General features: G+C 68.6%; 23 protein-coding genes. 14 read left to right on the top strand and 9 right to left on the bottom strand.

Features of this window, described 5'->3' with window-relative positions:
* Positions 1–515: 515 nt before the first annotated feature.
* Together mnmG and mnmE are read right to left on the bottom strand one after the other, a co-directional pair.
* Positions 516–2399: a tRNA uridine-5-carboxymethylaminomethyl(34) synthesis enzyme MnmG gene (gene mnmG / locus BVIR_RS16030; protein WP_055038529.1), complete on the bottom strand. Its 1884-nt coding sequence runs from the start codon at positions 2397–2399 to the stop codon at positions 516–518.
* A gap of 640 nt (positions 2400–3039) precedes the next feature.
* Complete coding sequence (gene mnmE, locus BVIR_RS16025) at positions 3040–4371, bottom strand: tRNA uridine-5-carboxymethylaminomethyl(34) synthesis GTPase MnmE (protein ID WP_055038528.1); 1332 nt, start codon at positions 4369–4371, stop codon at positions 3040–3042.
* Between the two features lie 81 nt (positions 4372–4452).
* Here mnmE and BVIR_RS16020 point away from each other — a divergent pair, with 81 nt between their 5' ends.
* Positions 4453–6507: a thioredoxin domain-containing protein gene (locus BVIR_RS16020; RefSeq protein WP_082417431.1), complete on the top strand. Its 2055-nt coding sequence runs from the start codon at positions 4453–4455 to the stop codon at positions 6505–6507.
* A gap of 196 nt (positions 6508–6703) precedes the next feature.
* Here the strand turns inward: BVIR_RS16020 and rho are convergent, their stop codons facing one another.
* The 3 genes from rho to hemE all read right to left on the bottom strand — a co-directional run bounded on the left by rho (position 6704) and on the right by hemE (position 9756).
* A complete protein-coding gene (rho, locus tag BVIR_RS16015; protein ID WP_055038527.1) occupies positions 6704–7969 on the bottom strand; it encodes a transcription termination factor Rho in 1266 nt (421 codons plus the stop codon).
* Between the two features lie 243 nt (positions 7970–8212).
* Entirely contained in the window at positions 8213–8734 is a 522-nt protein-coding gene (gene hemJ, locus BVIR_RS16010; RefSeq protein WP_055038526.1) for a protoporphyrinogen oxidase HemJ, read from the bottom strand.
* On the bottom strand, positions 8734–9756 hold the full coding sequence (gene hemE / locus BVIR_RS16005; RefSeq protein ID WP_055038525.1) for a uroporphyrinogen decarboxylase: 1023 nt from the start codon (positions 9754–9756) through the stop codon (positions 8734–8736). The genes hemJ and hemE overlap by 1 nt, the downstream gene beginning before the upstream one ends.
* A gap of 362 nt (positions 9757–10118) precedes the next feature.
* On the opposite strand from hemE, the gene BVIR_RS16000 reads away from it, so the two are divergent.
* From BVIR_RS16000 to dnaQ, 5 genes are all read left to right on the top strand, one after another.
* On the top strand, positions 10119–10961 hold the full coding sequence (locus BVIR_RS16000; RefSeq protein WP_055038978.1) for a pyruvate, water dikinase regulatory protein: 843 nt from the start codon (positions 10119–10121) through the stop codon (positions 10959–10961).
* A 25-nt stretch (positions 10962–10986) separates the two neighbouring features.
* Complete coding sequence (locus BVIR_RS15995) at positions 10987–11583, top strand: Maf family protein (protein ID WP_055038524.1); 597 nt, start codon at positions 10987–10989, stop codon at positions 11581–11583.
* Positions 11580–12449, top strand: a complete 870-nt coding sequence (locus tag BVIR_RS15990; RefSeq protein WP_055038523.1) for a shikimate dehydrogenase — start codon at positions 11580–11582, stop codon at positions 12447–12449. Before BVIR_RS15995 ends, BVIR_RS15990 begins: the two co-directional genes overlap by 4 nt.
* Entirely contained in the window at positions 12446–13042 is a 597-nt protein-coding gene (gene coaE, locus BVIR_RS15985; RefSeq protein ID WP_055038522.1) for a dephospho-CoA kinase, read from the top strand. The genes BVIR_RS15990 and coaE overlap by 4 nt, the downstream gene beginning before the upstream one ends.
* Positions 13043–13174: 132 nt before the next feature.
* Positions 13175–13912, top strand: coding sequence for a DNA polymerase III subunit epsilon (gene dnaQ, locus BVIR_RS15980; protein WP_055038521.1), 738 nt, complete (start codon positions 13175–13177; stop codon positions 13910–13912).
* Positions 13913–14057: 145 nt separating this feature from the next.
* Here dnaQ and secB read toward each other — a convergent pair whose 3' ends face one another.
* Positions 14058–14543: a protein-export chaperone SecB gene (gene secB, locus BVIR_RS15975; RefSeq protein WP_055038520.1), complete on the bottom strand. Its 486-nt coding sequence runs from the start codon at positions 14541–14543 to the stop codon at positions 14058–14060.
* A gap of 258 nt (positions 14544–14801) precedes the next feature.
* Here secB and BVIR_RS15970 point away from each other — a divergent pair, with 258 nt between their 5' ends.
* Genes BVIR_RS15970 through BVIR_RS15960 form a run of 3 tightly spaced genes read left to right on the top strand, consistent with a single transcriptional unit; the run spans position 14802 to position 17270 of the window.
* Complete coding sequence (locus tag BVIR_RS15970; protein ID WP_055038519.1) at positions 14802–15488, top strand: Tim44/TimA family putative adaptor protein; 687 nt, start codon at positions 14802–14804, stop codon at positions 15486–15488.
* 58 nt (positions 15489–15546) lie between these two features.
* A complete protein-coding gene (gene mltA, locus BVIR_RS15965) occupies positions 15547–16689 on the top strand; it encodes a murein transglycosylase A (RefSeq protein ID WP_236823635.1) in 1143 nt (380 codons plus the stop codon).
* Positions 16686–17270, top strand: a complete 585-nt coding sequence (locus BVIR_RS15960) for a Smr/MutS family protein (RefSeq protein WP_055038518.1) — start codon at positions 16686–16688, stop codon at positions 17268–17270. Before mltA ends, BVIR_RS15960 begins: the two co-directional genes overlap by 4 nt.
* A gap of 151 nt (positions 17271–17421) precedes the next feature.
* On the opposite strand, the gene BVIR_RS15955 is transcribed toward BVIR_RS15960, so the two are convergent.
* The 3 genes from BVIR_RS15955 to hslV all read right to left on the bottom strand — a co-directional run bounded on the left by BVIR_RS15955 (position 17422) and on the right by hslV (position 21194).
* On the bottom strand, positions 17422–19011 hold the full coding sequence (locus BVIR_RS15955) for a peptide chain release factor 3 (RefSeq protein WP_211197752.1): 1590 nt from the start codon (positions 19009–19011) through the stop codon (positions 17422–17424).
* 289 nt (positions 19012–19300) lie between these two features.
* Complete coding sequence (gene hslU, locus BVIR_RS15950) at positions 19301–20608, bottom strand: ATP-dependent protease ATPase subunit HslU (protein WP_055038976.1); 1308 nt, start codon at positions 20606–20608, stop codon at positions 19301–19303.
* Positions 20609–20627: 19 nt separating this feature from the next.
* Positions 20628–21194: an ATP-dependent protease subunit HslV gene (gene hslV / locus BVIR_RS15945; RefSeq protein ID WP_055038516.1), complete on the bottom strand. Its 567-nt coding sequence runs from the start codon at positions 21192–21194 to the stop codon at positions 20628–20630.
* Between the two features lie 155 nt (positions 21195–21349).
* Here hslV and hisB point away from each other — a divergent pair, with 155 nt between their 5' ends.
* The 5 genes from hisB to hisF all read left to right on the top strand — a co-directional run bounded on the left by hisB (position 21350) and on the right by hisF (position 24819).
* A complete protein-coding gene (gene hisB / locus BVIR_RS15940) occupies positions 21350–21943 on the top strand; it encodes an imidazoleglycerol-phosphate dehydratase HisB (RefSeq protein ID WP_055038515.1) in 594 nt (197 codons plus the stop codon).
* Positions 21944–22079: 136 nt separating this feature from the next.
* Positions 22080–22532 (top strand): DUF2628 domain-containing protein, encoded by a 453-nt coding sequence (locus tag BVIR_RS15935; RefSeq protein ID WP_055038514.1) that lies wholly within the window; start codon positions 22080–22082, stop codon positions 22530–22532.
* Complete coding sequence (gene hisH, locus BVIR_RS15930; RefSeq protein WP_055038513.1) at positions 22532–23182, top strand: imidazole glycerol phosphate synthase subunit HisH; 651 nt, start codon at positions 22532–22534, stop codon at positions 23180–23182. The genes BVIR_RS15935 and hisH overlap by 1 nt, the downstream gene beginning before the upstream one ends.
* A complete protein-coding gene (gene hisA / locus BVIR_RS15925; protein WP_055038512.1) occupies positions 23179–23916 on the top strand; it encodes a 1-(5-phosphoribosyl)-5-[(5-phosphoribosylamino)methylideneamino]imidazole-4-carboxamide isomerase in 738 nt (245 codons plus the stop codon). The genes hisH and hisA overlap by 4 nt, the downstream gene beginning before the upstream one ends.
* 126 nt (positions 23917–24042) lie before the next feature.
* A complete protein-coding gene (hisF, locus tag BVIR_RS15920; protein WP_055038511.1) occupies positions 24043–24819 on the top strand; it encodes an imidazole glycerol phosphate synthase subunit HisF in 777 nt (258 codons plus the stop codon).
* The last annotated feature ends 5 nt before the right edge of the window (positions 24820–24824 follow it).

The following is a 24824-nucleotide window of genomic DNA, read 5'->3' as shown; positions in this document are numbered from 1 at the left end:
GCACGGTATTTTGCTACATTCTGTCGCCGCGCTGCTCGCACAGCGCCGAATTTACGCCCGCTGCCAATGCACTAGCGCGGCTGACAGTCGTTGCGGATCCGACTCGTTCACAGCTTGTCCACCGCAACACCGCGCCCGCGCACCGGGTTTTCCCCAGCATTGCGGCCGGCGCCACCCCCCCCCGGCCCCGAACCGACTTCGACGCGCGCGCTGGGCGACCGAGCGCCAGGCCATACGGCTCGAGACGCCACCGAGCCGTATGGCCAGGTCTCTCTCGGCGACTCGATTGATCGGCGTCGCGCCGCCTCGCGCAATCACGCCGCGCTCTTAGGCTGTCGCTCCCCAATTTTAGTCCAGCCGACCAGACCGGCGGCAGCACCGACGTCACCCGCCGGCGGGAAGGTCGAGGGTCCAGTCCACCGGCGACTGCGGCAGCGGCGCCGGCCCGCTGAGCAACGCGCCCTCGCCCGTCGCACCGAGCGGCGGCGCCGCCGACTGACGAAACCAACACCCGCTCAGCCCGACTGCGCCTCACCGCCGCCGCTTCGCCGCTCCGGTCGCCGCGCCCGCACGCACACCAGCGCCAGTGCCGCCGGGGTCATGCCCTCGACCCGGCCGGCCTGGCCGATCGTGCGCGGCCGCACCGCGCTCAGCCGTTGCCGCAACTCGGTCGACAGTCCGGCGATGGCGCCGTAATCGAGCTCGTCGGGGATCGCCAGCGCTTCGTCGCGCCGAAACGCCGCGATGTCGGCGGCTTGGCGGTCGAGATAAACCGCGTAGGTGGCGTCGACGGTGAGCTGGCCGGCGATCGCGGGGTCGAGCCCGCCCAGCTCCGGCCACACCTGCACCAGCTGGTCGAACCCGATGTCGGGATAAGACATCAGCTCGAACGCCGACCGCCGCTTGCCGTCGCGATTCAGTACGAGGCCGAATCGGTCGCCCTGGTCCGGCGTCACCGTCAGCGACCGCGCCAGCGTCAGTGCGGCGTCGAGCGCCGCCCGCTTGCGCGAAAACCGCCCCGCCCGCTCCGCCCCGACGCAGCCGAGCGCAACCCCGCGCGGCGTCAGCCGCTGGTCGGCATTGTCGGCCCGCAGCGTCAGCCGGTATTCCGCCCGCGAGGTGAACATCCGGTAGGGCTCGGTCACGCCGCGGGTGACCAGATCGTCGACCATGACGCCAAGATAGGCTTCGGCGCGGTCGAACACCACGCCGCCGCCGCCACCGGCACGGCGTGCCGCGTTGAGGCCGGCAATCAGGCCCTGGGCCGCCGCCTCCTCATAGCCGGTGGTGCCGTTGATTTGGCCGGCCAGGAACAATCCGGTCAGCCGTTTCGCCTCCAGCGTCGGTGCCAACTCGCGCGGGTCGACGTGGTCGTACTCGATGGCGTAGCCCGGCCGCACGATCTGCGCTCGCTCCAGCCCGGGAATCGAGGCCACCACCGCGCGCTGGACGTCCTCCGGCAGCGAGGTCGATATGCCGTTGGGATAGACGGTGGGGTCGTCGAGCCCCTCCGGCTCGAGAAAAATCTGGTGGCCGTCGCGATCGCCGAACCGCACCACCTTGTCCTCGATCGACGGGCAATAGCGTGGGCCGCGACTCTCGATCTGGCCGGAGAACAGTGGCGAGCGCGCCAGGTTGGCGCGAATGGCGGCGTGGGTCGCCGCGGTGGTGCGGGTGATGCCGCAGGCGATCTGGCGGTTCGGCAGTCGCTCGGTCAAGGTCGAGAACGGCTCCGGCGGGTCATCGCCGGCCTGCATCTCCAGGCTGGCCCAGTCGATGGTGCGGCCGTCGAGCCGCGGCGGCGTGCCGGTCTTCAGCCGCGACAGCGCAAAGCCGAGCCGCGACAGCGTCCGCGATAGACCCAACGCCGGCGGCTCGTCGATCCGGCCGGCCGCCGTCGTCACTTGGCCGATATGAATCACCCCGCGCAGGAAGGTGCCGGTGGTCAGCACAACCGCCCCGGTCCGCAGCGTGCGCCCGTCGGCGGTGACCGCGGCGGCAACGCGGCCGTCGGCAGCGATCACATCGTCAATCTCGGCCTCGATCACCGTCAGATTGGGCTGGGCGCGCAGCGCCGCCTGCATCGCCGCGGCGTAGAGGCGGCGGTCGGCCTGGGCGCGCGGGCCGCGAACTGCCGGGCCCTTGCGACGGTTGAGCACCCGGAACTGGATGCCGCCGAGGTCGGCCACCCGCGCCATCAGGCCGTCGAGGGCGTCGATCTCACGCACCAGATGACCCTTGCCGAGCCCGCCGATGGCGGGGTTGCAGCTCATCGCCCCGACCGTGGCAAACCGGTGGGTCACCAGCGCGGTGCGGGCGCCAAGGCGCGCCGCCGCCGCGGCCGCTTCACAGCCGGCATGGCCGCCGCCGACCACGATGACGTCATAGCTCTCGTTCATGCCCGTCCCTAGCGCGGCTCGTGCCGGGCGTCAAAGGGCGCTCGTCGTCAGCCGCGTTGGTGTTTACGGTACCGAATCGACCGTGTTTCACGTGAAACGACGACGCCCCTCGTCCGGCCAGCCGTGTCGCGCAAATGGCCGCCGTCTCCGGCGGCAACGATTTCGTCGGCGTAACGGCGGACGGTCGGGCAACCGATGCACGGTGCGTTCAAAAATCGCCAGGGTACGCCAGCCCGACCTCGTTGCCGGCCCCTCGGTTAGCGCGATCCGAACTCGCCCGCGAACCTGAAGGAGTTGATCGGCCAATTCATCGCCGTCCCGGCGATTGGTCGAAGGTGGCAAATTCAAAATTCTGTCGCCGCGCCGCCGCCGCCCGGTGTCCCGCTGGCAGCGGGACGCGCATCCCGCGCGCGATTCGAGACGCCGATGAGCGCATAACCGGCTTGCCGCTTGGCTTGACCGGCGGAAACGAACGAACCCCACGCCAACGACCAATAGGCCGGACAGGCGACGGTGTGGCCGGCCCATGGCGACGTAACGATGGGCCAGCGCGCCGTCCCAGGCTGGCTCGGGAGCGCCTGTTTCACGTGAAACGGAGGTCAGCGGCGGCCTTCACTGCGCGTTTCACGTGAAACACGGATCACTTGCCGATGCAGAACTGCCGAAACACCGCGTCGAGCACGTCTTCGACGTCGACCGCGCCGACGACCTGGCCCAACCCGCGCGCCGCGCGCCGCAGGTCTTCCGCGAACAGTTCCGGTGCCGAATCGGACCGCTGCACCGCCTCGCCGAGCGCGGCCGCCACCGCCCGCAGCGCCGCCGCCTGCCGCGCCCGCGTCACCAGCGCCGGCTCGCCCCCGACCAAATCCACCGCGACCCGCGCCAACTCGGCGACCAACCGGTTCAGACCCGCACCCGACACCACCGATATCCGGTGCCGTTCCGCCCCATCGTCGCGCTCGGCGCCCGCCTCACCCGTGTCGAGATCGTGCTTGGTGCCGACCCGCCACACCGGCGCCGCCACCGCTGGCGGCTCGGCGGCTGCCGCGCCGGCCGGCTCAAGCCACAGTACCAGATCGGCCAGCGCCATCCGCGCCAGCGCCCGCTTGATGCCCTCTGCCTCGACCGGGTCCACCCCGTCGCGCAGTCCGGCGGTGTCGATCACCGTCACCGCCACCCCGTCGAGGTCGAGGTGGACCTCGATGGCATCGCGGGTGGTGCCCGGCGTTGCCGAGACAATGGCGACCTCCCGCCGCGCCAGCGCGTTGAGCAGGCTCGATTTTCCCGCGTTCGGCGGCCCGGCGATCACCACCGTCAGCCCACCGCGCACCCGCTCGCCGCGCCGGGCGCCGGCCAGCACCGCCTCGATGTCGCCGAGCAACGCCGCCGCCGCCGCCCGCGCCGGGCCGATCAGTCCGTCGGGCACGTCGTCCGCGTCGGCAAAGTCGATGGCCGCCTCCGCCAGCGCGGCGATACCGATCAGGCGCTCGCGCCAGCCCGCGACCACGCCGCCGAGCGCGCCTTCGGCCTGACGCAACGCCTGCCGACGTTGCGCCGTGGTGTCGGCGGCGATCAGGTCCGCCAACCCCTCGACCGCGGCGAGGTCCAGCACCCCGTTGGCGAAGGCGCGGCGGGTGAATTCGCCCGGCTCGGCCAGCCGGAGCCCGTCCAGCCGCCCCAGCGCCGCCAGCACGTCCGCCACCACCGCACGGCCGCCGTGCAGGTGAAACTCCGCGACATCGTCGCCGGTTGCGCTGGCCGGCGCCGGAAACAACACTGTCAGCCCGCGGTCGAGCGCCTCGCCAGAGTTGGGATCGCGCAGGCTGACCAGCCGCACCCGACGCGGCTCGCCCACCGATCCCGCCAGGGCTTCGAGCGCGGATCGGGCGTTGGGGCCAGCCACCCGGACCACGGCAATCCCTGCCGGTGGCCGGCCCGACGATAGCGCGAAGATGGTATCCGATCTGGTCATGGTCGGCCGTGTGCGGTTCCGGTGCGGCGTTGCCGCTTCCCGTCGAATGTCCGAATTTGCGTGATTCTGAAAGGCTTGCCGATGTCCGAAAACCGCCTCGCCGCCGAGACCAGTCCTTATTTGCTCCAGCACAAGGACAATCCGGTCCATTGGTGGCCGTGGGGCGCCCCCGCCCTGGCCGAGGCAGAGCGAACCGGCCGGCCGATCTTGTTGTCGGTCGGCTACGCCGCCTGCCACTGGTGCCACGTCATGGCGCATGAGAGCTTCGAGGACCCGGCCACCGCCGCGGTGATGAACGAGCTGTTCGTCAATATCAAGGTCGACCGCGAGGAGCGCCCCGACGTCGACCACGTCTATATGTCCGCGCTCCACGCCATCGGCGAGCAGGGCGGCTGGCCGCTTACGATGTTCCTCACCCCGGCCGGGGCGCCGGTGTGGGGCGGCACCTATTTCCCGAAGGCGGCCCGGTTCGGACGCGCCGCCTTCGTCGACGTCTGCCGCGAGGTCGCCCGCGTCTTTCGCGACGAGCCCGACACCGTCGCCGCCAACGCCGCGGCGATCCGCGAGGCGCTGCTGACCCGGCGGCTCGCCACCGGCACATCCGACCTTGGCCGCGCCGAACTCGACGCCGCCGCCGGCCGAATCATCGGGTTGTTCGACCCGGTCAATGGCGGCACCCGCGGCGCGCCGAAATTTCCGCAATGCCCGGTGCTGGAACTGCTGTGGCGCGCCGGACTTCGCACCGGCCGCGCCGCCTATTTCGAGCCGGTCGAAACCACTCTGACCGCAATGTGCGAGGGCGGCATCCGCGACCATCTCGGCGGTGGCTTCGCCCGCTATGCCGTCGACGCGGCGTGGCAGGTGCCTCACTTCGAAAAGATGCTTTCCGACAACGCCCAGCTGCTGGCGTTGCTGGCATTGGCCCACGCCCGCACCGGCGCCCCGCTCTTTCGCGAATGTGCCTCCGAACTGGTCACCTGGCTCGACCGCGAGATGACGGTCGACGGCGCCTTTGCCGCCAGCCTCGACGCCGATTCGGACGGCGCCGAGGGCCGCTTCTATACCTGGACCTTGGACGACATCGTCGGCGTCCTCGGCCTCGACGATGCCGCGGCATTTGCCGCCGCCTACAACGTCTCGGCCGGCGGCAATTGGGAGGGCACCAATATCCTTAACCGCCGCGGCGCCCCGCCCATTTTGGATTCGGACCGCAGCCGATTCGATTTGCTGCGCGCCAAGCTACGCGCCGGCCGCGCCGGCCGGCCCGCGCCTGGCCGTGATGACAAAATTCTGGCCGACTGGAATGGCCTGATGATCGCGGCGTTGGCGGACGCCGGCGCGCTGCTGGGCGAGCCGGGCTGGATTGATCGCGCCCAGCGTACGTTCCGTGTGATCGCCGAGACCATGACCCGCGGCGACCGTCTTGGCCACGCCCTTCGCGCCGGGCGGCTGATGTTCCCCGGTCTGGCCACCGACTACGCCATGATGATCAAGGCAGCGCTCGCGCTGGCTGAGGTCACCGGCGCCCGCGGCTATATCGACACCGCCGTGGCGTGGCAGGCCGCGCTCGAGCGCCACCACGCCGCGCCCGACGGCAGCTATTTTCTCGCCGCTGCCGATGCCGAAGCCGTCGTGCTCCGCCTTCGGCCAAGCGAAGACGACGCCACGCCCAATTTCCAGGCCATCACGGTCCACAACCTGATCCGCTTGGCGGTGGTGACCGGCGAGGATCGCTATCGCGACCATGCCGACCGGCTGGTCGCCGCCCTGGTTCCGGCCGCCGCCGCCAACCTGTTCGCCCACGCGTCGCTGCTGAACGCCATCGATCTCCGTCTCCACGGCGCCGAGATCGTCTGCGTTGGCCCGGACCGCGACCGTTTTGCCGCTGCCGCGTTGCAGCTGCCGTTTCTGGGCCGAATCGTTCGCCGCCTCGCCGAGCCGGATGCGTTGGTGAGCGGGCATCCCAGCCACGTCCCCGGCGTCAGCTTCGCACTGGTGTGCGCCGGCCAGCATTGCTCCTTGCCCATCACCGTGCCGGATCGTATCGCCGCGTCGCTCGCAACGCTTGCCGAGAATCCCGGGCAGCATCCCACCGGCGAAGCGGCCAGGACTTCTCCCACCGAACCCGCACCATAATCCCACATTCGCGCAGGCCGGATTGACGCTCTACCGGTCGGCGGGCCGCTCGGGCTCGGGTTCTCATATGACCCACGGTCCGGTGTTCGGATGATGATCCGCCGCAAACCGCGCCAAACCGCAAACGGGCGGCCGAAGCCGCCCGTTCATCACCTGTCCGAATCGATCCCGCGCGCCAGCTTTGGCCGGCCGCAGTTCAGGTGTTCATCGAATCGAAGAATTCCTGGTTGCTCTTGGTCTGACGCAGCTTGTCGATCAGGAACTCGATGGCGTCGACCGTGCCCATCGGCGTCAGGATACGGCGCAGCACGTACATCTTCTTCAGCACGTCACTCGGCACCAGCAGTTCTTCCTTGCGGGTGCCCGACCGCGTGATGTCCATCGCCGGGAAGGTGCGCTTGTCGGCGACCTTGCGATCAAGGATCAGCTCGGAATTGCCGGTGCCCTTGAACTCCTCGAAGATCACCTCGTCCATGCGGCTGCCGGTGTCGATCAGCGCGGTGGCGATGATCGTGAGCGAGCCGCCCTCCTCGATGTTGCGGGCAGCGCCGAAGAAGCGCTTGGGCCGCTGCAGGGCGTTGGCATCGACGCCGCCGGTCAACACCTTGCCGGACGACGGCACCACCGTGTTGTAGGCGCGGCCGAGGCGGGTGATCGAATCAAGCAGGATCACGACGTCGCGGCCATGCTCGACCAGGCGCTTGGCCTTCTCGATCACCATTTCGGCGACCTGAACGTGACGCGCCGCCGGCTCGTCAAAGGTCGAGGAGATCACCTCGCCCTTCACCGAGCGCTGCATGTCGGTGACTTCCTCCGGCCGCTCGTCGATCAGCAGCACGATGAGGTAGCACTCGGGATGATTGGTGGTGATGGCGTGGGCGATGTTCTGCAGCAACACCGTCTTGCCGGTGCGGGGCGGCGCCACGATCAAGGCGCGCTGGCCCTTGCCGAGCGGCGCCACGATGTCGATCACCCGTGGCGACAAATCCTTGGAGGTCGGGTTGTCGACCTCCATTTTGAGCCGCTCATCCGGGTAAAGCGGCGTCAGATTGTCGAAATTGACCTTGTGACGGGTCTTCTCCGGGTCTTCGAAATTGATGGTGTTGACCTGGAGCAGGGCGAAATAGCGCTCGCCTTCCTTGGGGCTGCGGATTCGTCCCTCGACGGTGTCGCCAGTCCGCAGCGAGAATTTTCGGATTTGCGAGGGTGAAACATAGATGTCGTCGGGGCCCGGCAGATAATTGGCATCGGGCGATCGCAGGAAGCCGAACCCATCCGACAGCACCTCGACCACGCCCTCGCCGATAATGTCGATGTCGCGCGAGGCCAGCTGCTTCAGGATCGCGAACATCTGCTCCTGCTTGCGCATGGTGCTCGCGTTTTCGACCTGCATTTCCTCGGCAAAGGCGAGGAGTTCAATGGGAGTTTTCGACTTCAGGTCCTGAAGTTTCACTTCGCGCATGGCGAGAACCCTGACGGATCACGCGGGTGGGGCGTCCGTCGGCAGAAGGAGGGAAAATCGTAGGTCTTGGGAACGAGCCGCTAAAGGCTTATCGACCGTGATTCGTCGACACGACGTGCCGCCGACCACAAAGACGCCGGCCGACCAGGCTCTCGCGTCCGCCTACGCTGGGAGAACAATTCGGATTTAAGCGATCGGGACTTGCGACGCAAGCCCCGACAAGGCGAGCCGCGGCAAAAGGCGTCAAAAGCCCTTGACCACGACGAAGATGACGATGGCGATCATCAACACGGTGGGCACCTCGTTGACGATCCGCCAATGCTTTTCCGAGCGGGTGTTGCGGTCCTCGGCGAAATGGCGAACGCCCATGGCGAAGTAGCCATGCGCCGTCGACAGCAGCACCACCGCAACGATCTTGGCCCACAGCCAGCCGCCCTCGAAGCGGTAGATATCCCAGGCCAGCCACAACCCGACCGCCCAGGTCACGATCATCGCCGGGTTCATGATGTAGCGCAAAAGCTTGCGCTCCATCATCTTGAAGGTCTCCGAGGCCTGGGAGCCGACCGGCACGGTGGTGTGATAGACGAACAGCCGCGGCAGATAGAACATGCCGGCCATCCAGGCGAGCACCGCCATGATGTGCAGCGACTTCAGCCACAGCACCGCGGTGGGGCTCGCCCCGTACACCAGCATCAGAGCCAGCGCCGCGGTGATGACCAGCGCCATCACCGCCCGCTGCACCACCTTCGCCGTCGACATCGCCATCACTTGGGTTCCGTGCTGGTGCGCACCCGCTTGATCATCCGCTCGACATGCGCGATCGGCGCGTTGGGGGTGATGCCGTGGCCGAGATTGAAGATCCACGGGCCGTGGCCATAGGCCGCGATCGCGGCATCGACCGCACGGTCCAGCGCCTCGCCGCCGGCAATCAGCACCAGCGGGTCGACGTTGCCCTGCACCGCGACCTTGCCCTGCACCTCGCGGCGCACATAGGCCGCGTCCGCCGTCCAGTCGAGCCCGACCCCGTCAACCCCGGTCTCGGCGGCGTAGCGCGCGAGCCGAGCGCCGGCACCGCGCGGAAACCCGATGATTCGCGCCCCCGGAACCTGGGCTCGCACGCCCTCGACGATCGCCCGCGTCGGGGCGATCGCCCAGCGGTCGAACTCGGCGTCGGGCAGAATGCCGGCCCAGGTGTCAAACACCTGCACCGCGTCAACGCCGGCCTTGAGCTGTGCCACGAGGTAGGTCACGGACGCTTTGACCAGCCGATCGATGATGGCCCCGAACAGCCCAGGATCGTTGTAGGCGAGCTGGCGTGCCGGTCCCTGATCCTCGGTACCCTCCCCCGCGACCATGTAGGTCGCGACCGTCCACGGTGCCCCACAGAAGCCCAGGAAGGTGGTTTCAGGCGACAGCATGCCCGACACCTTGGTCACGGTGTCGAGCACCGGCTGCAGCACGCCAAGATCGATCTCCTGGTGGATTGCGTCCAACGCTGCGGAGGTCGCAACCGGGTCGAGCTTCGGCCCTTCGCCGGCCTCGAACCGCACCGCTTGGCCGAGCGCGTGCGGCACCACCAGGATGTCGGAAAACAAAATCGCCGCGTCGAAGCCGAACCGGCGGATCGGCTGCATCGTCACCTCGGCGGCGAGCTCGGCGTTGTAGCACAGCGCCAGAAACGAGCCGGCCCGATCGCGCGTGGCGCGATACTCCGGCAGGTAACGGCCGGCCTGGCGCATCATCCACATCGGCGGCGGCCACAGCCGCTCGCCGGCCAACACCCGCATCAAGGGCTTCGCAGTCTTTCCCAAGAGCTCACTCAAAACAAAAATCCTTTTAGAAGAGTCTGTTGAGTTAGTTTGGGGGATGCATAGGACTCATACGTTGGGATCAACAGTCCGTCCACAGCCCGAGCCCCCGAATCGGACCCTCGTTCGCATGCCGACCGCTGGCGAGCAAGCCCTTGGTGACAGCGGATAATGCCGTAGTGGCGCCAAAACGAAGCCCCATGATTCACAGTTGCCGGATTCAGCCTTTCCCGCGGGGCACGTCTGTGGAGCATTTTCGCAGTTGTCCCCCGCCGGCGCTTGCACCATGGGTCCGGTCATGGCCTTCTCCCGGTCTGTCCACAGGGGCGCACGTGTCGATCATCGAGCAGCAGGAAAGCTACTTTCACCTCCACCTCGTCTCGGACGCCACCGGCGAGACGCTGATCACGGTCGGCCGCGCCGCCTCGGCGCGCTACTCGCCGTTCTCGCCGGTCGAGCACGTCTTCCCGCTGGTGCGCACCCAAAAGCAGCTCGACCGTGCCATTGCCGAGATCGAGACGGCGCCCGGCATCGTGCTCTACACCTTGGTCGATCGCGAATTGTCGAGTCGGCTGGAACAGAAGTGCCGAGAGTTCGGCATTCCCTGCCTGTCGGTGCTGCAGCCGGTGCTCAGCCTGTTCCAGTCCTATCTCGGCGCGGAAACCGCGGCGCAGGTCGGCGCCCAGCACACCCTCGATGCGCAGTACTTCAAACGTATCGACGCGATGAATTTCACCATGATGCATGACGACGGCCAGATCGTCGACGACCTCGACCAGGCCGACGTCGTGCTGGTCGGCATCTCGCGCACGTCCAAGACACCGACCGCAATCTACCTCGCCAATCGCGGCATCAAGACCGCCAACGTGCCGCTGGTGCCGTCGATCCCGCCGCCGCCCCAGCTCGCCACCATCGCCAATCCGCTGGTGGTGGCGTTGATCGCCAGCCCGGAGCGCATTTCGCAGATTCGCCAGAACCGCATGCTCGGCCTCAATGCCGTGCACGCCGCCGACACCTATGTCGACCGCCAGGCCATTGCCGAGGAACTGGCTTTCACCAAGAGGCTCGCCAGCCGCCACAATTGGCCGCTGATCGACGTCACCCGGCGGTCGATCGAAGAGACGGCTGCCGCGATCGTGTCGCTGTTGAACGACCGTCGGCGGGAGCGCCTCGGCCACGACTGACAAACCCAGCCAGACGGATCCTGCCATGTCGCTGTGGCGTCTACCCGAGCCATTGTGTTTGGCTTCGAAAAGCCCGGCTCGGCGCGATCTTCTGATCGCCGCCGGCATTCCGGTCGAAATCCGGCCGGCCGACATCGATGAGCGCGCAGTTTCGGTACCGGAAGGAACGCGACTGGCGCTTGAGCTGGCAGCGGCGAAGGCGCTGGCGGTGTCACGCCTCCTGCCAGGTCGGCTGGTGCTCGGCGCCGACCAGACCATGAGCATCGGCCCCACTGTTATCCACAAGGCGGCGAACCTCGCCGAAGCCCGGCGAATCCTTGATTTGCTGCGTGGCCGTACCCACCATCTGCACAGCGCCGCGGCACTGGCCAGGGACGGCGCGGTGGTATGGCGCGGCGTCGATGTCGCCGAGCTTGAGATGCGCCAGTTCGGCGATCGCTTTCGCGAGTGCTATCTCGACGCGATCGGTGAATCGGTGACCGAAACGGTCGGCGGCTATCGGCTGGAAGGGCTCGGCATTCATCTGTTCAGCCGCATGAGCGGCGACCATGCCACCATTCTCGGCCTGCCGCTGCTGGCGCTGCTGGCAGCGCTGCGCCAGGAGGGAGCGCTGGAGCAATGACCGCACCACCCCGCGCCTGCATCATCGGCCACCCGGTGGCACACAGCCGTTCGCCGCTGATCCACCGCCATTGGCTCCAGCATTACCGCATCGCCGGTGAATACTGCCGCGAGGAGGTGACCCCGGCGGCGTTTCCGGCCTTCCTGCGCGACCTCGCCCGGCACGGTTACGTCGGTGCCAATGTCACGCTGCCTCATAAGGAGACCGCGCTCGCGGTGGTCGATGAGGCCGACGAGGCCGCCCGCACCCTCGGCGCCGTCAACACCGTGTGGATCGAACGCGGCCGGCTCTTTGGTGCCAACACCGACGTCACCGGGTTTCTCGCCGACCTTGACGCCCGGCTCGCCGGCTGGGACGGCCGCAGCGAACATGCCGTGGTGCTCGGCGCCGGCGGCGCCGCCCGCGCCATCGTTTATGGATTGTTGCAGCGCCGAATCGATCGCGTCAGCGTGATCAACCGCTCGCCCGAGCGCGCCGAGCAGCTTGCCGTTCGGTTCGGGCCGCGGGTGAAGCCGGCCGGGTGGGCCGAATTGCCGGGATTGCTGGCGAGTGCTGACCTTGTGGTCAACACCACCTCGCTCGGCATGGCCGGGCAGCCGCCGCTCGTGGTCGATCTTGCGCCGCTGCCGCCCGCCGCCGCGGTTGCCGACATCGTCTATGTGCCGTTGGAAACCGGGCTGCTCGCCGCGGCACGGGCCGGCGGCCACGTTGGGATCGACGGGCTCGGCATGCTGCTGCACCAGGCGGCGCCGGGCTTCACCCGCTGGTTCGGGGTCGAGCCGACGGTGACGTCGGAACTCCGGGCGGAGATCGTCGCCGACATCCTCGCCAAAACCGCCGCGGTGGCGCAGGAGCCGGCGCAATGATCGTGCTTGGCCTCACCGGTTCGATCGGCATGGGCAAATCCGCGACCGCGCAGATGTTCGCTGAGGCCGGGGTGCCGGTCCATGATTCCGACGCGGCCGTCCACCGGCTCTATCGCGCCAACGCGGTGGCGGCGGTAGAGGCGCGGTTTCCCGGCACCACCACGGCGGCTGGGGTCGATCGTGATGCGCTGGCGCGGCGGGTGCTGGGCGACGCTGCGGCGATTGCCGATCTTGAGGCCATCGTTCACCCCTTGGTACGGGCCGATGCCGACGCCTTTCTCGCCACGGCGCGGGCGGCGGCGCGGCGGGTGGTGGTGCTCGACATCCCGCTACTGTTCGAGACCGGCGGCGCGGCCCGGGTCGACGCGGTGGTGGTGGTCAGCGCGCCGAAATCTGTGCAGCGGACCCGAGTGCTGGCCCGGCCGGGGATGACGGAGGACAAGCTTGCCGCCATCCTGGCCAAGCAGATGCCGGATGAGGAAAAACGGCGGCGGGCGCACTTCGTGATCAACACCGGCCGCGGCGTCGATGCCGCCCGCGCCGAGGTCCTCGGGCTGCTGCGGACGGTGAACATGATGGCCCGCCGTCGCTGAGATCACATCTCGCCAAGACGGCCGGAACATCGGGTTCCGGTCGCCAGAAACCGTCTCGCGACGTCGCTCTGGCGGAAAACGGCTCCGGGATCGCGCGATGATCGCCCGGATTGGACCAAGGGACAGGCTTGGATGCGCGAAATCGTCTTCGACACCGAGACCACCGGCCTCGATCCGCTGACCGGCGATCGGCTGGTCGAAATCGGCTGCGTCGAGCTGGAAAACCGCTGGCCGACCGGCCGGACCTTTCACCGTTACGTCAATCCCGAGCGCGACGTGCCCCAGGGCGCGGTCGCCGTCCACGGCCTGACCGCCGATTTCCTTAAGGACAAGCCACGCTTCGCCGAGGTCGCCGACGCCTTCCTGGAGTTCATCGCCGACTCCCATCTGGTGGCGCACAACGCCGCCTTCGACATGGGGTTTCTCGACGCCGAACTCAGGCGGCTCGGCCGGCCGCTGATCGGCCGCGAGCGGGTGGTCGACACCGTGATGCTGGCGCGGCGCAGGTTTCCCGGCGGCTCCAATACGCTCGACGCACTGTGCACCCGGTTCGGCATCGACAACTCGAACCGCGTCAAGCACGGCGCCCTGCTCGACGCCGAGCTTCTGGCCGAGGTCTATGTCGAACTGGTCGAGGCGCGGCAGGCCCATCTGGGGCTGGAGGTGCGCAGCGCCGCCCGGCTCCGCGCCGAGGTCCGCACCGTGCGCACCCGCCCGGCGCCGTTGCCGCTGCGGTTGACGACGGCCGAGGTCGAAGCCCACCACGCCTTCATCGCCACGCTGGGCGGGGCGGCGGTCTGGACGCTGTATGAAGACGACCTCGCCGATACCACCATGGTGGCGCCAGGCGCGGCCGCGCCAAAGGCGTGAGACTGGCGGCGACCGGCCGTTGGCGCCGATCGCAGATTTTCCTCAAATTATTGAGGTCACAGACGAAAACCTGCGCGTCTGACAGGATCCGCCTGTGCCGATCAGGCCGGCCGAGGGTGATGAGATGGCCGGTCTTGCCGGCCGATCACGCCAGCGGCGGGGTCGGAGCCGCCGACTGAAGCTCGGCGATGCGCTGACGATAGAGCGCGGAGAAATCGACCGGCTCCAGCAGCAGCGGCGGAAAGCCGCCGTTACGGACGGCGTCGGCAATGATCTGCCGCGCGAACGGGAACAATAGCCGCGGGCACTCGATCAGCACCACCGGATGCACGCTCTCCGCGGCGATATTGTTGACGCGGAACACGCCACCATAGGTCAGCTCGAACGAAAACAGCACGAGGTTCTCGTGCTCGGCCTTGCCTTCGATCACCAGGTCGACCTGGTAGTCGGTTTCGCTCAGCGGCCGTGCGTTGACGTTGATCTGGATGTTGATCGCCGGCGCTTGGCTCGGCGGCACCAGCGACTGCGGTGCGTTGGGATTCTCGAACGAGAAATCCTTGATGAACTGCGCCAGAACGTTCAAGCCGGGCGCCTTGGATTCGGCGGGGGCTCCGTTCGCGGTGGTGGTCATAACGATCTCCGTTCGATCCGACGGAACGTCCGCCCGTCGCGTTGGTCGCTACCATGGCGGCACCGCCAGCGGCAAGCCGGCCGCCTTCGGGGTTTGGCGCTCCGCCGCGCATCGTTTAGGATATCAAATGGCGGATTGGAGTCGCGCGGTATCTGGAATGCCGCCAGCCCCTACATAGATGAGAGTGGATAGGACGCGGCATGCTCCGTCGCGACCGGCTCGACAGATCACGCCCCCGGCGACGAGGCAGAGACAGTGTTGGACATTTATACGATTATTTTCCTGGCACTCGCCGTCTTCATCTTCCTGCGGTTGCGTAGCGTGCTGGGTCAACGCACCGGTCACGAACGTCCCCCGATCGACACCGCACCCGATCTGCGGCCCAAGCCCGGGGAAAATGTGGTTCGGCTGCCGACCCGCGCGGTCCACAACGAGCGCCCGGACCAGGAGACGCCGGCCGCCAACCGCTGGGAGGGCGTCGCCGAGCCGGGCTCGCCGCTGGAGCGCACGCTCAACGATGTCGTCGCGCTCGATACCAGCTTCGACCTTGCGCATTTCCTCGGCGGTGCCCGCGCTGCCTATGAAATGATCGTCACCGCGTTCGCCAACGGCGACCGGCGCATGTTGCGGGATCTGCTGGCCAAGGACGTCTATGACGGCTTCGTTGCCGCCATCGCCGACCGCGAGGCCCGCGGTGAAACCGTCGAGTCGCGCTTCGTTGCCATCGACAAGGCCGAGCTGGTCGGCGCCGACCTCAAGGACCGCGTGGTCCAACTCACCGTGCGCTTCGTCTCCCAGCTGGTGTCGGTCACCCGCGACAAGGCCGGCGCGGTGGTCGACGGCAACGCGAACCAGGTCACCGACGTCACCGACATCTGGACGTTTTCGCGCGACCTCGGCAGCCGCGACCCCAACTGGAAGCTGATCGCCACCGAAGCGGCGTGACCGCGGCCGCAATGCCGGAACCCCTGCCGTGGCAGCGCCAACATCATTCCGAACCGCGGTGGCGACCGCCGCTGCGATCGCCCTCGGCGCTTTGATGACCCCGGCCGTGTCGGCGCCCCGCCTCGCCGATGCGGCGCTCGAGCCGCTGACGTTCGAACAGCTGGAGGGCTGGCGCCGCGACGACCATGCCGCGGCGTTTGCCACCTTCCTCGCCAGTTGCCGCGCCATCACGGCCGCGGCGACGCCGTCGCGAGCGGCGCGCCCGCTCGCTGACGGCCTTCGGGCGGTGTGCGCCGACGCGGTGGCCGATCCGGCCCCGGATGCCGGGGCGGCACGGCAGTTCTTCGAGACCCGGTTCCGCCCGTTCCACATCGCGCCCGGCGGCGGCGGCGAGGGCTTTCTCACCGGCTATTATGAGCCGATCGTCGACGGCGCGCTCTCCCCCTCGGCCACCTATGCCACGCCGCTGCTCGCGGTCCCGCCGGAGCTGGCCCGCCGCATCGGCAGCCGCAAGGACGGCCGGCCGGCGGAGCCGTGGTTCGACCGAGCCGCCATCGAGACCGGTGCGGTTGATCTCCGCCGCCACGCCCTGGTGTGGCTGAAGGATCCGGTCGACGCATTTTTCTGCCAGATCCAGGGTTCAGCCCGGGTGCGGCTGCCGGACGGCAGGATGCTGCGGCTGGCGTTCGCCGCCCGTAACGGCCACGACTACACGCCGGTCGGCCGCATCCTGATCGCGCGCGGCCTGGTGCCGAAAGACGAGATGACGCTCGACCGCATCCGCGCCTACATCGAGGCCAATCCGCACGATGGCCGCGAGCTGATGCGGATGAACCGCTCCTACGTGTTCTTCCGCAAGGCAGACCTCACCACAGACCAGCACGCCATCGGCGCCCAAGGCCTGCCACTGACGCCGGGGCGCTCGATCGCGATCGACCGGCTGCTTCATGGCTACGGCACGCCGTTCTGGATCGAAGCCAGCCTGCCGTTGGCAAAAGCCGGTGCTGCCGACCCGTTCGGCCGGCTTATGATTGCCCAGGATACCGGCACCGCCATCGTCGGGCCGGCCCGCGCCGATATCTATTTCGGCGCTGGGACGGACGCCGGCGCCGTCGCCGGCCGCATCCGCCACCCCGGTCGCTTCGTCATCCTGCTGCCGCGCGGGGTGGACCCGGCTTCGGTCGGGCAGCCGGCGCGATGAGCCCGCGGCGAACCCGCGGCTCACTTTCGGACGCCGACCGTGCCTTGTGGGAACACGTCATCCGCGAGATCCGGCCGCTGCGCGGCCGCAAGCCGCGGCCCAAGAAGGACGTCAAATCGGGTTCGGAGCCGGCCGCACCGGGCGCAGAGGTCGAGCTTGCCGGCAAGCCACCGGTTGCCAAGCTGGCCAAGGCTCCGGGAAAAACCGCGACCCCGCGACCGCCGGCTGGGCCACCGCCGTTGGCGCCGATCGAGCGGCGCACCCGGTTGCGCCTGGTGCGCGGGGTGGTAGAGATCGACGCCCGCATCGACCTCCACGGCCTGACGCGGCACGAGGCCCACGGCCGGCTGACGCGGTTCCTGATCCAGGCCCAGGGCCATGGTGCCCGCATCGTGCTGGTGATCACCGGCAAGGGCGCGCCCGCGGGCTGGGGCCCCGAGAGGGGGGTGCTGCGCCGCGAGGTGCCGCTGTGGCTGGAGGCGGCCGAGTTGCGGCCGCTGGTGGTGGGGTTCGAGACCGCGCACGTTCTCCATGGCGGCGAGGGCGCGCTGTACGTCCGGGTGCGGCGGCGGCGGGAGTGAACCGGATGCCGCCTGCGCGTCCTCATCCTGAGGAGGCCCGAAAGGCCGTCTCGAAGGATGAGGAAAGGTGGAGCATGAGCCGGGGCGAAGCCCTCATGGTTCGAGACGACGCCTCTGGCGTCTCGAACCATGAGCGCGGACGAGCGTCCGCTCAATAGCGCTCGCGCACCGCCAGAAAACGGATGCCCGGCCATTCCTCCATGGTGCGGTTGAGCGTCCAGGCGTTCTTGGCCAGAAAGGTCAGCGCCTCGTCCTTGTCCTCGGCGACGTTGGAGCGGTTGGCCTCGACGAAACGCTTGAGCTCGTCAGGGTGGTCGCTTGCCACCCAGCGCGCCAATTCGTACGGCGCGGTCTCCAGCTTGATCGGCAGGCCGTATTCCTGGTCGAGCCGGGAGGCCAGCACCTCCAGCTGCAGCGTGCCGACCGCGCCCAGGATCGGCCACGCCCCGTTCACCGGGCGGAAGATCTGGGCGACGCCCTCCTCGGCCATGTCGCTGAGGGCGCGGTTGAGCTGCTTCGCCTTCAGCGAGTCGGAGAAGATCACCCGCCGCAGCACCTCCGGCGCGAAGTTGGGGATGCCGACGAAATTGAGCGCCTCGCCTTCGGTCAGGGTGTCGCCAACCCGGAGCAGGCCGTGGTTGGGAATGCCGATGATATCGCCGGGGAAGGCCTCGTCGGCGCTCTCGCGCTGCTGGGCGAAGAAGAAGATCGGCGCATTGATGGCAACCTGCCGCTTCTCACGGACGTGGTACAGCTTCATGCCGGCCTTGAACCGCCCCGAGCACAGCCGGACGAAGGCGACGCGATCGCGGTGATTGCGGTCCATGTTGGCCTGGACTTTGAAGACAAAGCCGCTGACCGCCGGTTCGGTGGGTTCGATGTTGCGCACATTGGTGGCGCGCGGCAGGGCGCCGGGGCCGTACTGCACCAGAAAATCGAGCAACTCGCCGACACCGAAGTCCTTCAGCGCGCTGCCGAAGATGACCGGCGACAAGTGGCCTTCCAGGAACGATAGGTGGTCGAACTTGGGCAGATCGTCGAGACAGAGGTCGAGCATCTCCAGCGCCGGCTCGGCGATGCGGCTCTCAACCTCGGGCAGATCGGCGATGGCGCCGGCGTCGGCGAGCTCGACCGTGCGGCCGAACGCATCGGTGCGGATTTCCTTGGGCATCAACAGCCGCGAGCGGCGGATGTCGTAGACGCCGCGGAAGTCGACGCCCATGCCGATCGGCCAGGTCCACAACGTCAGGTCGAGCGCGAGGCCCGACGAGATCTCGTCGAGCAGCGCCAGCGGATCGAGGCCCTCGCGGTCGATCTTGTTGATGAAGGTGACGATCGGGATGTCGCGCAGCCGGCACACCTCGAACAGCTTGCGGGTCTGGCTCTCGATGCCCTTGGCGGCGTCGATCACCATCACCGCGGCGTCGACCGCGCTCAAGGTGCGGTAGGTGTCCTCGGAAAAGTCGGCGTGGCCGGGGGTGTCGAGCAGGTTGAAGGTGATGCCGTTGCGTTCGAACGTCATCACCGACGACGACACCGAGATGCCGCGCGAGCGCTCGATCTCCAGCCAGTCGGATCTCGTGCGGCGGTTCTGGCCGCGGGCGCGGACGTGCCCGGCCATCTGGATGGCGCCGCCGAACAGCAGCAGCTTCTCGGTCAGCGTGGTCTTGCCGGCGTCCGGGTGCGAGATGATGGCGAAGGTCCGGCGCGTTGCCGCGGGCGATCTCGTTTCGGCAGCCATGGCAAAGTCCATTCAGTTGTATGTTCCGAAACATCACGGCGTGATGTTCAGAACCGCGCGGCAGCGCATCCGCTGCCGCGGCACAGGCGTGCCCATTGGTGCGTGGGAGCAGCGATCCGGAAGGAACAGGCGTGGCGGTTCAACACGCCGGCGGGCCGGTGTCAATCATCGAAACCGCACCGCGCGCCGCCTGCCACACCGCCGTCACAGAGGGATGCGGGACCGCCCCATGCTTCGAGACGATGGCTGATGGCATCTCCTCAGCATGAGGCTCCCGGTTTGGCGCGCCCTAAAGAATGAAGCGCGACAGATCGGCGTTCTTGGCGAGGTCGCCGACGGCGCTCTGCACGTAGGGCGCGTCGATGGCCACGGTTTCGCCGGAGCGGTCGGGCGCCGAGAAGCTGATGTCGTCGAGCACCCGCTCGATCACCGTCTGCAGCCGCCGCGCGCCGATGTTCTCGACCGTGGAGTTCACGCTCACCGCGGCGTCGGCAATGGCGTCGATGGCGTCGGCGGTGAACGCCAGCGTCACCCCCTCGGTCGCCAACAACGCGATGGTCTGCTTGATCAGCGAGGCCTCCGGCTCGGTGAGGATGCGCTTCAGGTCATCCCGCGTCAGCGCCTGAAGCTCGACCCGGATCGGCAGCCGGCCCTGCAGCTCGGGCAACAGGTCCGACGGCTTGGCGACATGGAAGGCGCCCGAGGCGATGAAGAGAATATGGTCGGTCTTCACCGCGCCGTGCTTGGTCGACACCGTGGTGCCCTCGATCAGGGGCAATAGGTCGCGCTGCACGCCTTCGCGCGAGACATCGCCGACCCGCGCGCCCTCGCGGGCGCAAATCTTGTCGATCTCGTCGAGGAACACGATGCCATTGTTCTCGACTTGGCGGATCGCCTCCTGCACGATGGTATCTTGATCCAGCAGCTTGTCGGATTCCTCGGCGATCAGCGGAGCGTAGGCCTCGCGGACGGAGGTGCGGCGGGTGCGGGTGCGCCCGGCCATCTTGCCGAACAGGTCGTTGAGCGACATCGCCCCCATCTGGGCGCCGGGCATGCCGGGTATCTCGAACATCGGCGCGCCGGAGGAGCCGGCCTGCACCTCGATGTCGATCTCCTTGTCGTCGATCTCGCCCGAGCGCAGCCGGCGGCGGAACGACTCTCGGGTCGCCGGGGTGGCGCCGGGGCCGACCAAGGCGTCGAGTACCCGCTCCTCGGCGGCAAGATGGGCCCGCGCCTGCACCGCCTTGCGCTTTTCGTCGCGCACCAAGGCGATGCCGACTTCGAGCAGGTCGCGCACGATCTGCTCGACGTCGCGGCCGACATAGCCGACCTCGGTGAACTTGGTCGCTTCCACCTTCAGAAACGGCGCCCCGGCCAGACGCGCCAGCCGGCGGGCGATTTCGGTCTTGCCGACGCCGGTCGGGCCGATCATCAGGATGTTCTTGGGCAGCACCTCCTCGCGCAGCTTGTCGTCGAGCTGCAGCCGCCGCCAGCGGTTGCGCAGCGCGATCGCCACCGCGCGCTTGGCGGCGCCCTGGCCGACGATGAAGCGGTCGAGCTCGGAGACGATCTCGCGGGGGGAGAAGGTGCTCTTCATCAGCGGATCGGGACGGGGGTCAACGGGCGCCATCGAGAGCCTCCACCACGATCTCGCGGTTGGTATAGACGCAGATGTCGGCGGCGATGCCGAGCGACTTCCGAACGATCGCCTCAGCCGGCAGGTCGGTGTCGATCAAGGCGCGCGCCGCCGCCAGCGCGAAGGTGCCGCCCGAGCCAATGCCGGCGACGCCAGCCTCCGGCTCCAAGACGTCGCCATTGCCGGAGAGAACCAGGGTCGCCTCGCGGTCGGCGACGATCATCATCGCTTCCAACCGGCGCAGGTAGCGGTCGGTGCGCCAGTCTTTCGCCAGCTCCACGCAGGCGCGCACCAGCTGGCCGGGATACTGGTCGAGCTTGCCCTCCAGCCGCTCGAACAAGGTGAAGGCATCGGCGGTGGCGCCGGCGAAGCCGCCGATCACGTCGCCCTTGCCGATCCGGCGTACCTTCTTGGCGTTGGACTTGATCACGGTCTGGCCAAGCGTGACCTGACCGTCGCCGCCGACCGCCACCACCCCGCCCTTGCGGACGGTGAGAATGGTGGTGCCGTGCCACACCGGCATGGCGGAGTTCTCGTGCGCATTCATGGGAAGGCCGCTCCAAAGGTTGGAACCTATGTAGGCACGCCGCTCAAGCGCTGCAAATCGGCCGAGGCACACGCGCGGTGGCGAAACCTGCGCCGGCCTGCTAGGAAAGCCTCCACTTTTGTCTCCGGCCCCTCACACCATACCCAGTCACACCTATGCGGACTGCCGCGATCGAGCGCGACACGCGCGAAACCAAGATCAGGATCGACCTCGACCTCGACGGCCGCGGCACCGCGCGGATCGCCACCGGCGTCGGCTTCTTCGACCACATGCTGGAGCAGGTCGCCCGCCACGGCCGCATCGATCTCACCGTCGCCGCCGAGGGCGACCTGCAGGTCGACGACCACCACACCGTCGAGGACGTCGGCATCGCGCTCGGCCAGGCGGTGCGGCGGGCGCTCGGCGACCTCGCCGGCATCAACCGCTACGCCGACGTGCATGTGCCGATGGATGAGACCCTGACCCGGGTGGTGATCGACATCTCCGGCCGGCCGATGCTGGTGTGGCGCACCGCCTTTCCGGCCGCCAAGATCGGTACCTTCGACACCGAGCTGGTGCGCGAGTTCTTCCAGGCGTTCGCCACCCACGCCGGCCTGACGCTGCACGTCGAGACGCTCTATGGCGTCAACGCCCATCACATCGCCGAGAGCTGCTTCAAGGGCCTGGCACGGGCGCTGCGGGCCGCGGTGGCGCTGGACCCGGCGCTGGAAGGGGCGGTGCCATCGACCAAGGGGCGGCTGGGAGACTGACAGCGGCCCCCAAGCGTTACCGAAAACGTTGAGGCCGCGTCATGCCGGGTTCGGATGGCGCAACACGGAAATGTTGCGTAAGACCGCGGTCTCGGCGTGAAATCTGAGGAGCCCCAGTCGGGCGGAGATCAAGGCCATGGCAATCTGGACGGTTCATGAACCCCCTGCCCGCGGCCGCGGCTGGTTCGATCAGGCCGAACGCATCGAATTCGTCAAGGACGGGCTGTCGTGGTGGGCGCTGCTGGTGCCGCTGCCGTGGATGCTGGTGCGGCGGCTGTGGCTGGTGGCCGTGCTCTATCTTGCGGCAATGGTGGCGCTCAACGTCGCGCTGGTGCTGCTCGACCTTCCGACCGCGGCGGCGGTGCTGAACCTGGCGAGCTCGGTGATCGTCGGGCTGGAGGCGGCCAATCTCCGGCGCTGGACGCTGGGGCGGCGCGGCTTCCGCCTCGTCGCCGTGCTGTCCGAGCCCAGCCTCGAGGCTGCCGAGCACCGCTTCTTCTCGACGACGCGCCCGCTCGTGCCGCGGGATCCTGCGCCCGATCAGGTGCAGGCCGGCGCGATCGGCCAACCTTCCGCACTGGGGGCGTGATGTCCGTCGCGATCGTAGACTACGGCTCGGGCAATCTGCACTCGGCCAAGAAGGCGCTCGAGCGCGCCGCCCAGGATGCCGGCCGCACCCAGGACATCGCGGTCACCGCCGACCCCGACGTCATCCGCCGCGCCGACCGCATCGTGCTGCCGGGGGTCGGCGCGTACGCCGACTGCCGCGCCGGGCTCGACGCCATTCCCGGCATGATCGCGGCGCTGGAGGAGACCGTGCACCGCCGCGGCCGGCCGTTCCTCGGCATCTGCGTCGGCATGCAGCTGATGGCCGAGCGCGGCCGCGAGTATCAGGTGACCGAGGGCCTCGGCTGGATCGACGGCGAGGTCGACCGCATCCAGCCGTCCGATCCGACCCTCAAGATTCCGCACATGGGCTGGAACACCCTCGAGGTGCGCCACCCTCACCCGCTGCTGGCCGGCATTCCGACCGGGTCGGCCGGGCTGCATGCCTATTTCGTGCATAGCTATCATCTGACGCCGCGCGACAGCGCCGATCTGGTGGCCGAGGCCGATTATGGCGGTCCGGTGACCGCGATCGTGGCCAGGGACACCATGGCCGGCACCCAGTTCCACCCCGAAAAGAGCCAGCGCCTCGGCCTGGCTCTGCTCGCCAACTTTCTCAGCTGGTCTCCGTGATCCTCTATCCTGCCATCGATCTCAAAGCCGGTCAGTGCGTTCGCCTCGAGCAGGGCGACATGGCGCGGGCCACCGTGTTCAACGCCGATCCCGCCGCCCAGGCGCGGGCCTTCGCGGGCGCCGGCTTCTCCTGGCTGCACGTGGTCGACCTCGACGGCGCCTTCGCCGGCCGGCCGATCAATGCCAGCGCGGTCGGCACCATTCTCGAAAACGTGTCGATCCCGGTGCAGCTCGGCGGCGGCATCCGCAACATGGCGACCATCGAGTCCTGGCTGAAGCGCGGCGTCGCCCGTGTGGTGATCGGCACCGCCGCCATCAAGGATCCGGCGCTGGTGCGCGAGGCTGCCCGCGCCTTCCCCGGCCAGATCGCGGTCGGGCTCGACGCCAAGGACGGCTTTATCGCCGTGGAGGGCTGGGCGGAGGATTCCGACGCCACCGTGCTCGACACCGCCAAGCGGTTCGAGGACGCCGGCGTCGCCGCCATCATCTACACCGATATCGGCCGCGACGGCTTGCTGAAGGGCCTCAATGTCGGCGCCACCGCGGCGCTGGCGCGGGCGATCTCGATCCCGGTGATCGCCTCCGGCGGCCTCGCCTCGCTCGACGACGTTCGGCGCCTGCTGTCGGACGAAGGCGCCGGCATCACCGGGGCCATTGCCGGCCGCGCGCTCTATGACGGCCGGCTGGACCCGGCCGAGGCGCTGGCGCTGGTCGCCGTCGCAGCCGCGGCATGACCGCCGTCCCTTGCCCGCCGGCGCCGTGGCCCCCCTTTGGGCGAATGGTTTTGCGGCGGGCGACCGTGCTAAACGCGTCCGCGATGTTCGCGGGCGGCCTGCCGCCCCTCAACTGAGCCGAAGCCCGTGTTCAAGGTCCGCGTCATTCCCTGCCTCGACGTCAAGGACGGCCGCGTCGTCAAGGGCGTCAAGTTCGTCGACCTGCGCGACGCCGGCGATCCGGTCGCCTGCGCCATCGCCTACGACGCCGCCGGTGCGGACGAGCTGACCTTCCTCGACATCACCGCCAGCCACGAGAAGCGCGGCATTCTGCTCGACGTGGTGCAGCGCACCGCGGAAGCCTGCTTCATGCCGCTGACGGTGGGCGGCGGCGTGCGCACGGTGGACGACATCCGGGCGTTGCTGCTCGCCGGCGCCGACAAGGTGTCGATCAACACCGCCGCGGTGAACCGCCGCGACTTCGTGCGCGAGGCGGCGGAGAAGTTCGGCGACCAGTGCATCGTCGTCGCCATCGACGCCAAGCGGGTGTCGCCGCCCGCCGCGCCGGCGCGCTGGGAGATCTTCACCCATGGCGGCCGCCACCCGACCGGGCTCGACGCCATCGCCTATGCCGAGGAGGTGGTCAGCCTCGGCGCCGGGGAAATCCTGCTCACCTCGATGGACTGCGACGGCACCAAGGCCGGCTTCGACGTCGCGCTCACGCGCGCGATCGCCGACCGGGTGCGGGTGCCGGTGGTGGCCTCGGGCGGCGCGGGAGCGCCGCAGCACTTCGTCGATGCCGTGCGCGACGGCCACGCCTCGGCCGTGCTCGCCGCGTCGCTGTTCCATTTCGGCGAACTGACCATTCGCGACGTCAAGACCGCGATGGCCGCCGCCGGCCTGCCGGTTCGGCTCGACCCGTGAGGGCG

The organism is Blastochloris viridis (genome assembly GCF_001402875.1).
GTDB lineage: Bacteria > Pseudomonadota > Alphaproteobacteria > Rhizobiales > Xanthobacteraceae > Blastochloris > Blastochloris viridis.
Note: the sequence above shows the minus strand (reverse complement) of the source record. Positions and strands in the feature narration are given on the sequence as shown.

Coding starts and splice junctions, on each gene's coding strand:
- BVIR_RS15955 (WP_211197752.1), bottom strand. CDS start 19,011: ATGGCTGCCGAAACGAGATCGCCCGCGGCAACGCGCCGGACCTTCGCC.
- rho (WP_055038527.1), bottom strand. CDS start 7,969: ATGCGCGAAGTGAAACTTCAGGACCTGAAGTCGAAAACTCCCATTGAA.
- hisH (WP_055038513.1), top strand. CDS start 22,532: ATGTCCGTCGCGATCGTAGACTACGGCTCGGGCAATCTGCACTCGGCC.
- mnmE (WP_055038528.1), bottom strand. CDS start 4,371: ATGACCAGATCGGATACCATCTTCGCGCTATCGTCGGGCCGGCCACCG.
- BVIR_RS15995 (WP_055038524.1), top strand. CDS start 10,987: ATGTCGCTGTGGCGTCTACCCGAGCCATTGTGTTTGGCTTCGAAAAGC.
- BVIR_RS15990 (WP_055038523.1), top strand. CDS start 11,580: ATGACCGCACCACCCCGCGCCTGCATCATCGGCCACCCGGTGGCACAC.
- coaE (WP_055038522.1), top strand. CDS start 12,446: ATGATCGTGCTTGGCCTCACCGGTTCGATCGGCATGGGCAAATCCGCG.
- BVIR_RS16020 (WP_082417431.1), top strand. CDS start 4,453: ATGTCCGAAAACCGCCTCGCCGCCGAGACCAGTCCTTATTTGCTCCAG.
- dnaQ (WP_055038521.1), top strand. CDS start 13,175: ATGCGCGAAATCGTCTTCGACACCGAGACCACCGGCCTCGATCCGCTG.
- mnmG (WP_055038529.1), bottom strand. CDS start 2,399: ATGAACGAGAGCTATGACGTCATCGTGGTCGGCGGCGGCCATGCCGGC.
- BVIR_RS15960 (WP_055038518.1), top strand. CDS start 16,686: ATGAGCCCGCGGCGAACCCGCGGCTCACTTTCGGACGCCGACCGTGCC.
- BVIR_RS15935 (WP_055038514.1), top strand. CDS start 22,080: ATGGCAATCTGGACGGTTCATGAACCCCCTGCCCGCGGCCGCGGCTGG.
- hslU (WP_055038976.1), bottom strand. CDS start 20,608: ATGAAGAGCACCTTCTCCCCCCGCGAGATCGTCTCCGAGCTCGACCGC.
- hemE (WP_055038525.1), bottom strand. CDS start 9,756: ATGCGGGTGTTGGCCGGCGAGCGGCTGTGGCCGCCGCCGATGTGGATG.
- hemJ (WP_055038526.1), bottom strand. CDS start 8,734: ATGGCGATGTCGACGGCGAAGGTGGTGCAGCGGGCGGTGATGGCGCTG.
- hslV (WP_055038516.1), bottom strand. CDS start 21,194: ATGAATGCGCACGAGAACTCCGCCATGCCGGTGTGGCACGGCACCACC.
- secB (WP_055038520.1), bottom strand. CDS start 14,543: ATGACCACCACCGCGAACGGAGCCCCCGCCGAATCCAAGGCGCCCGGC.
- hisB (WP_055038515.1), top strand. CDS start 21,350: ATGCGGACTGCCGCGATCGAGCGCGACACGCGCGAAACCAAGATCAGG.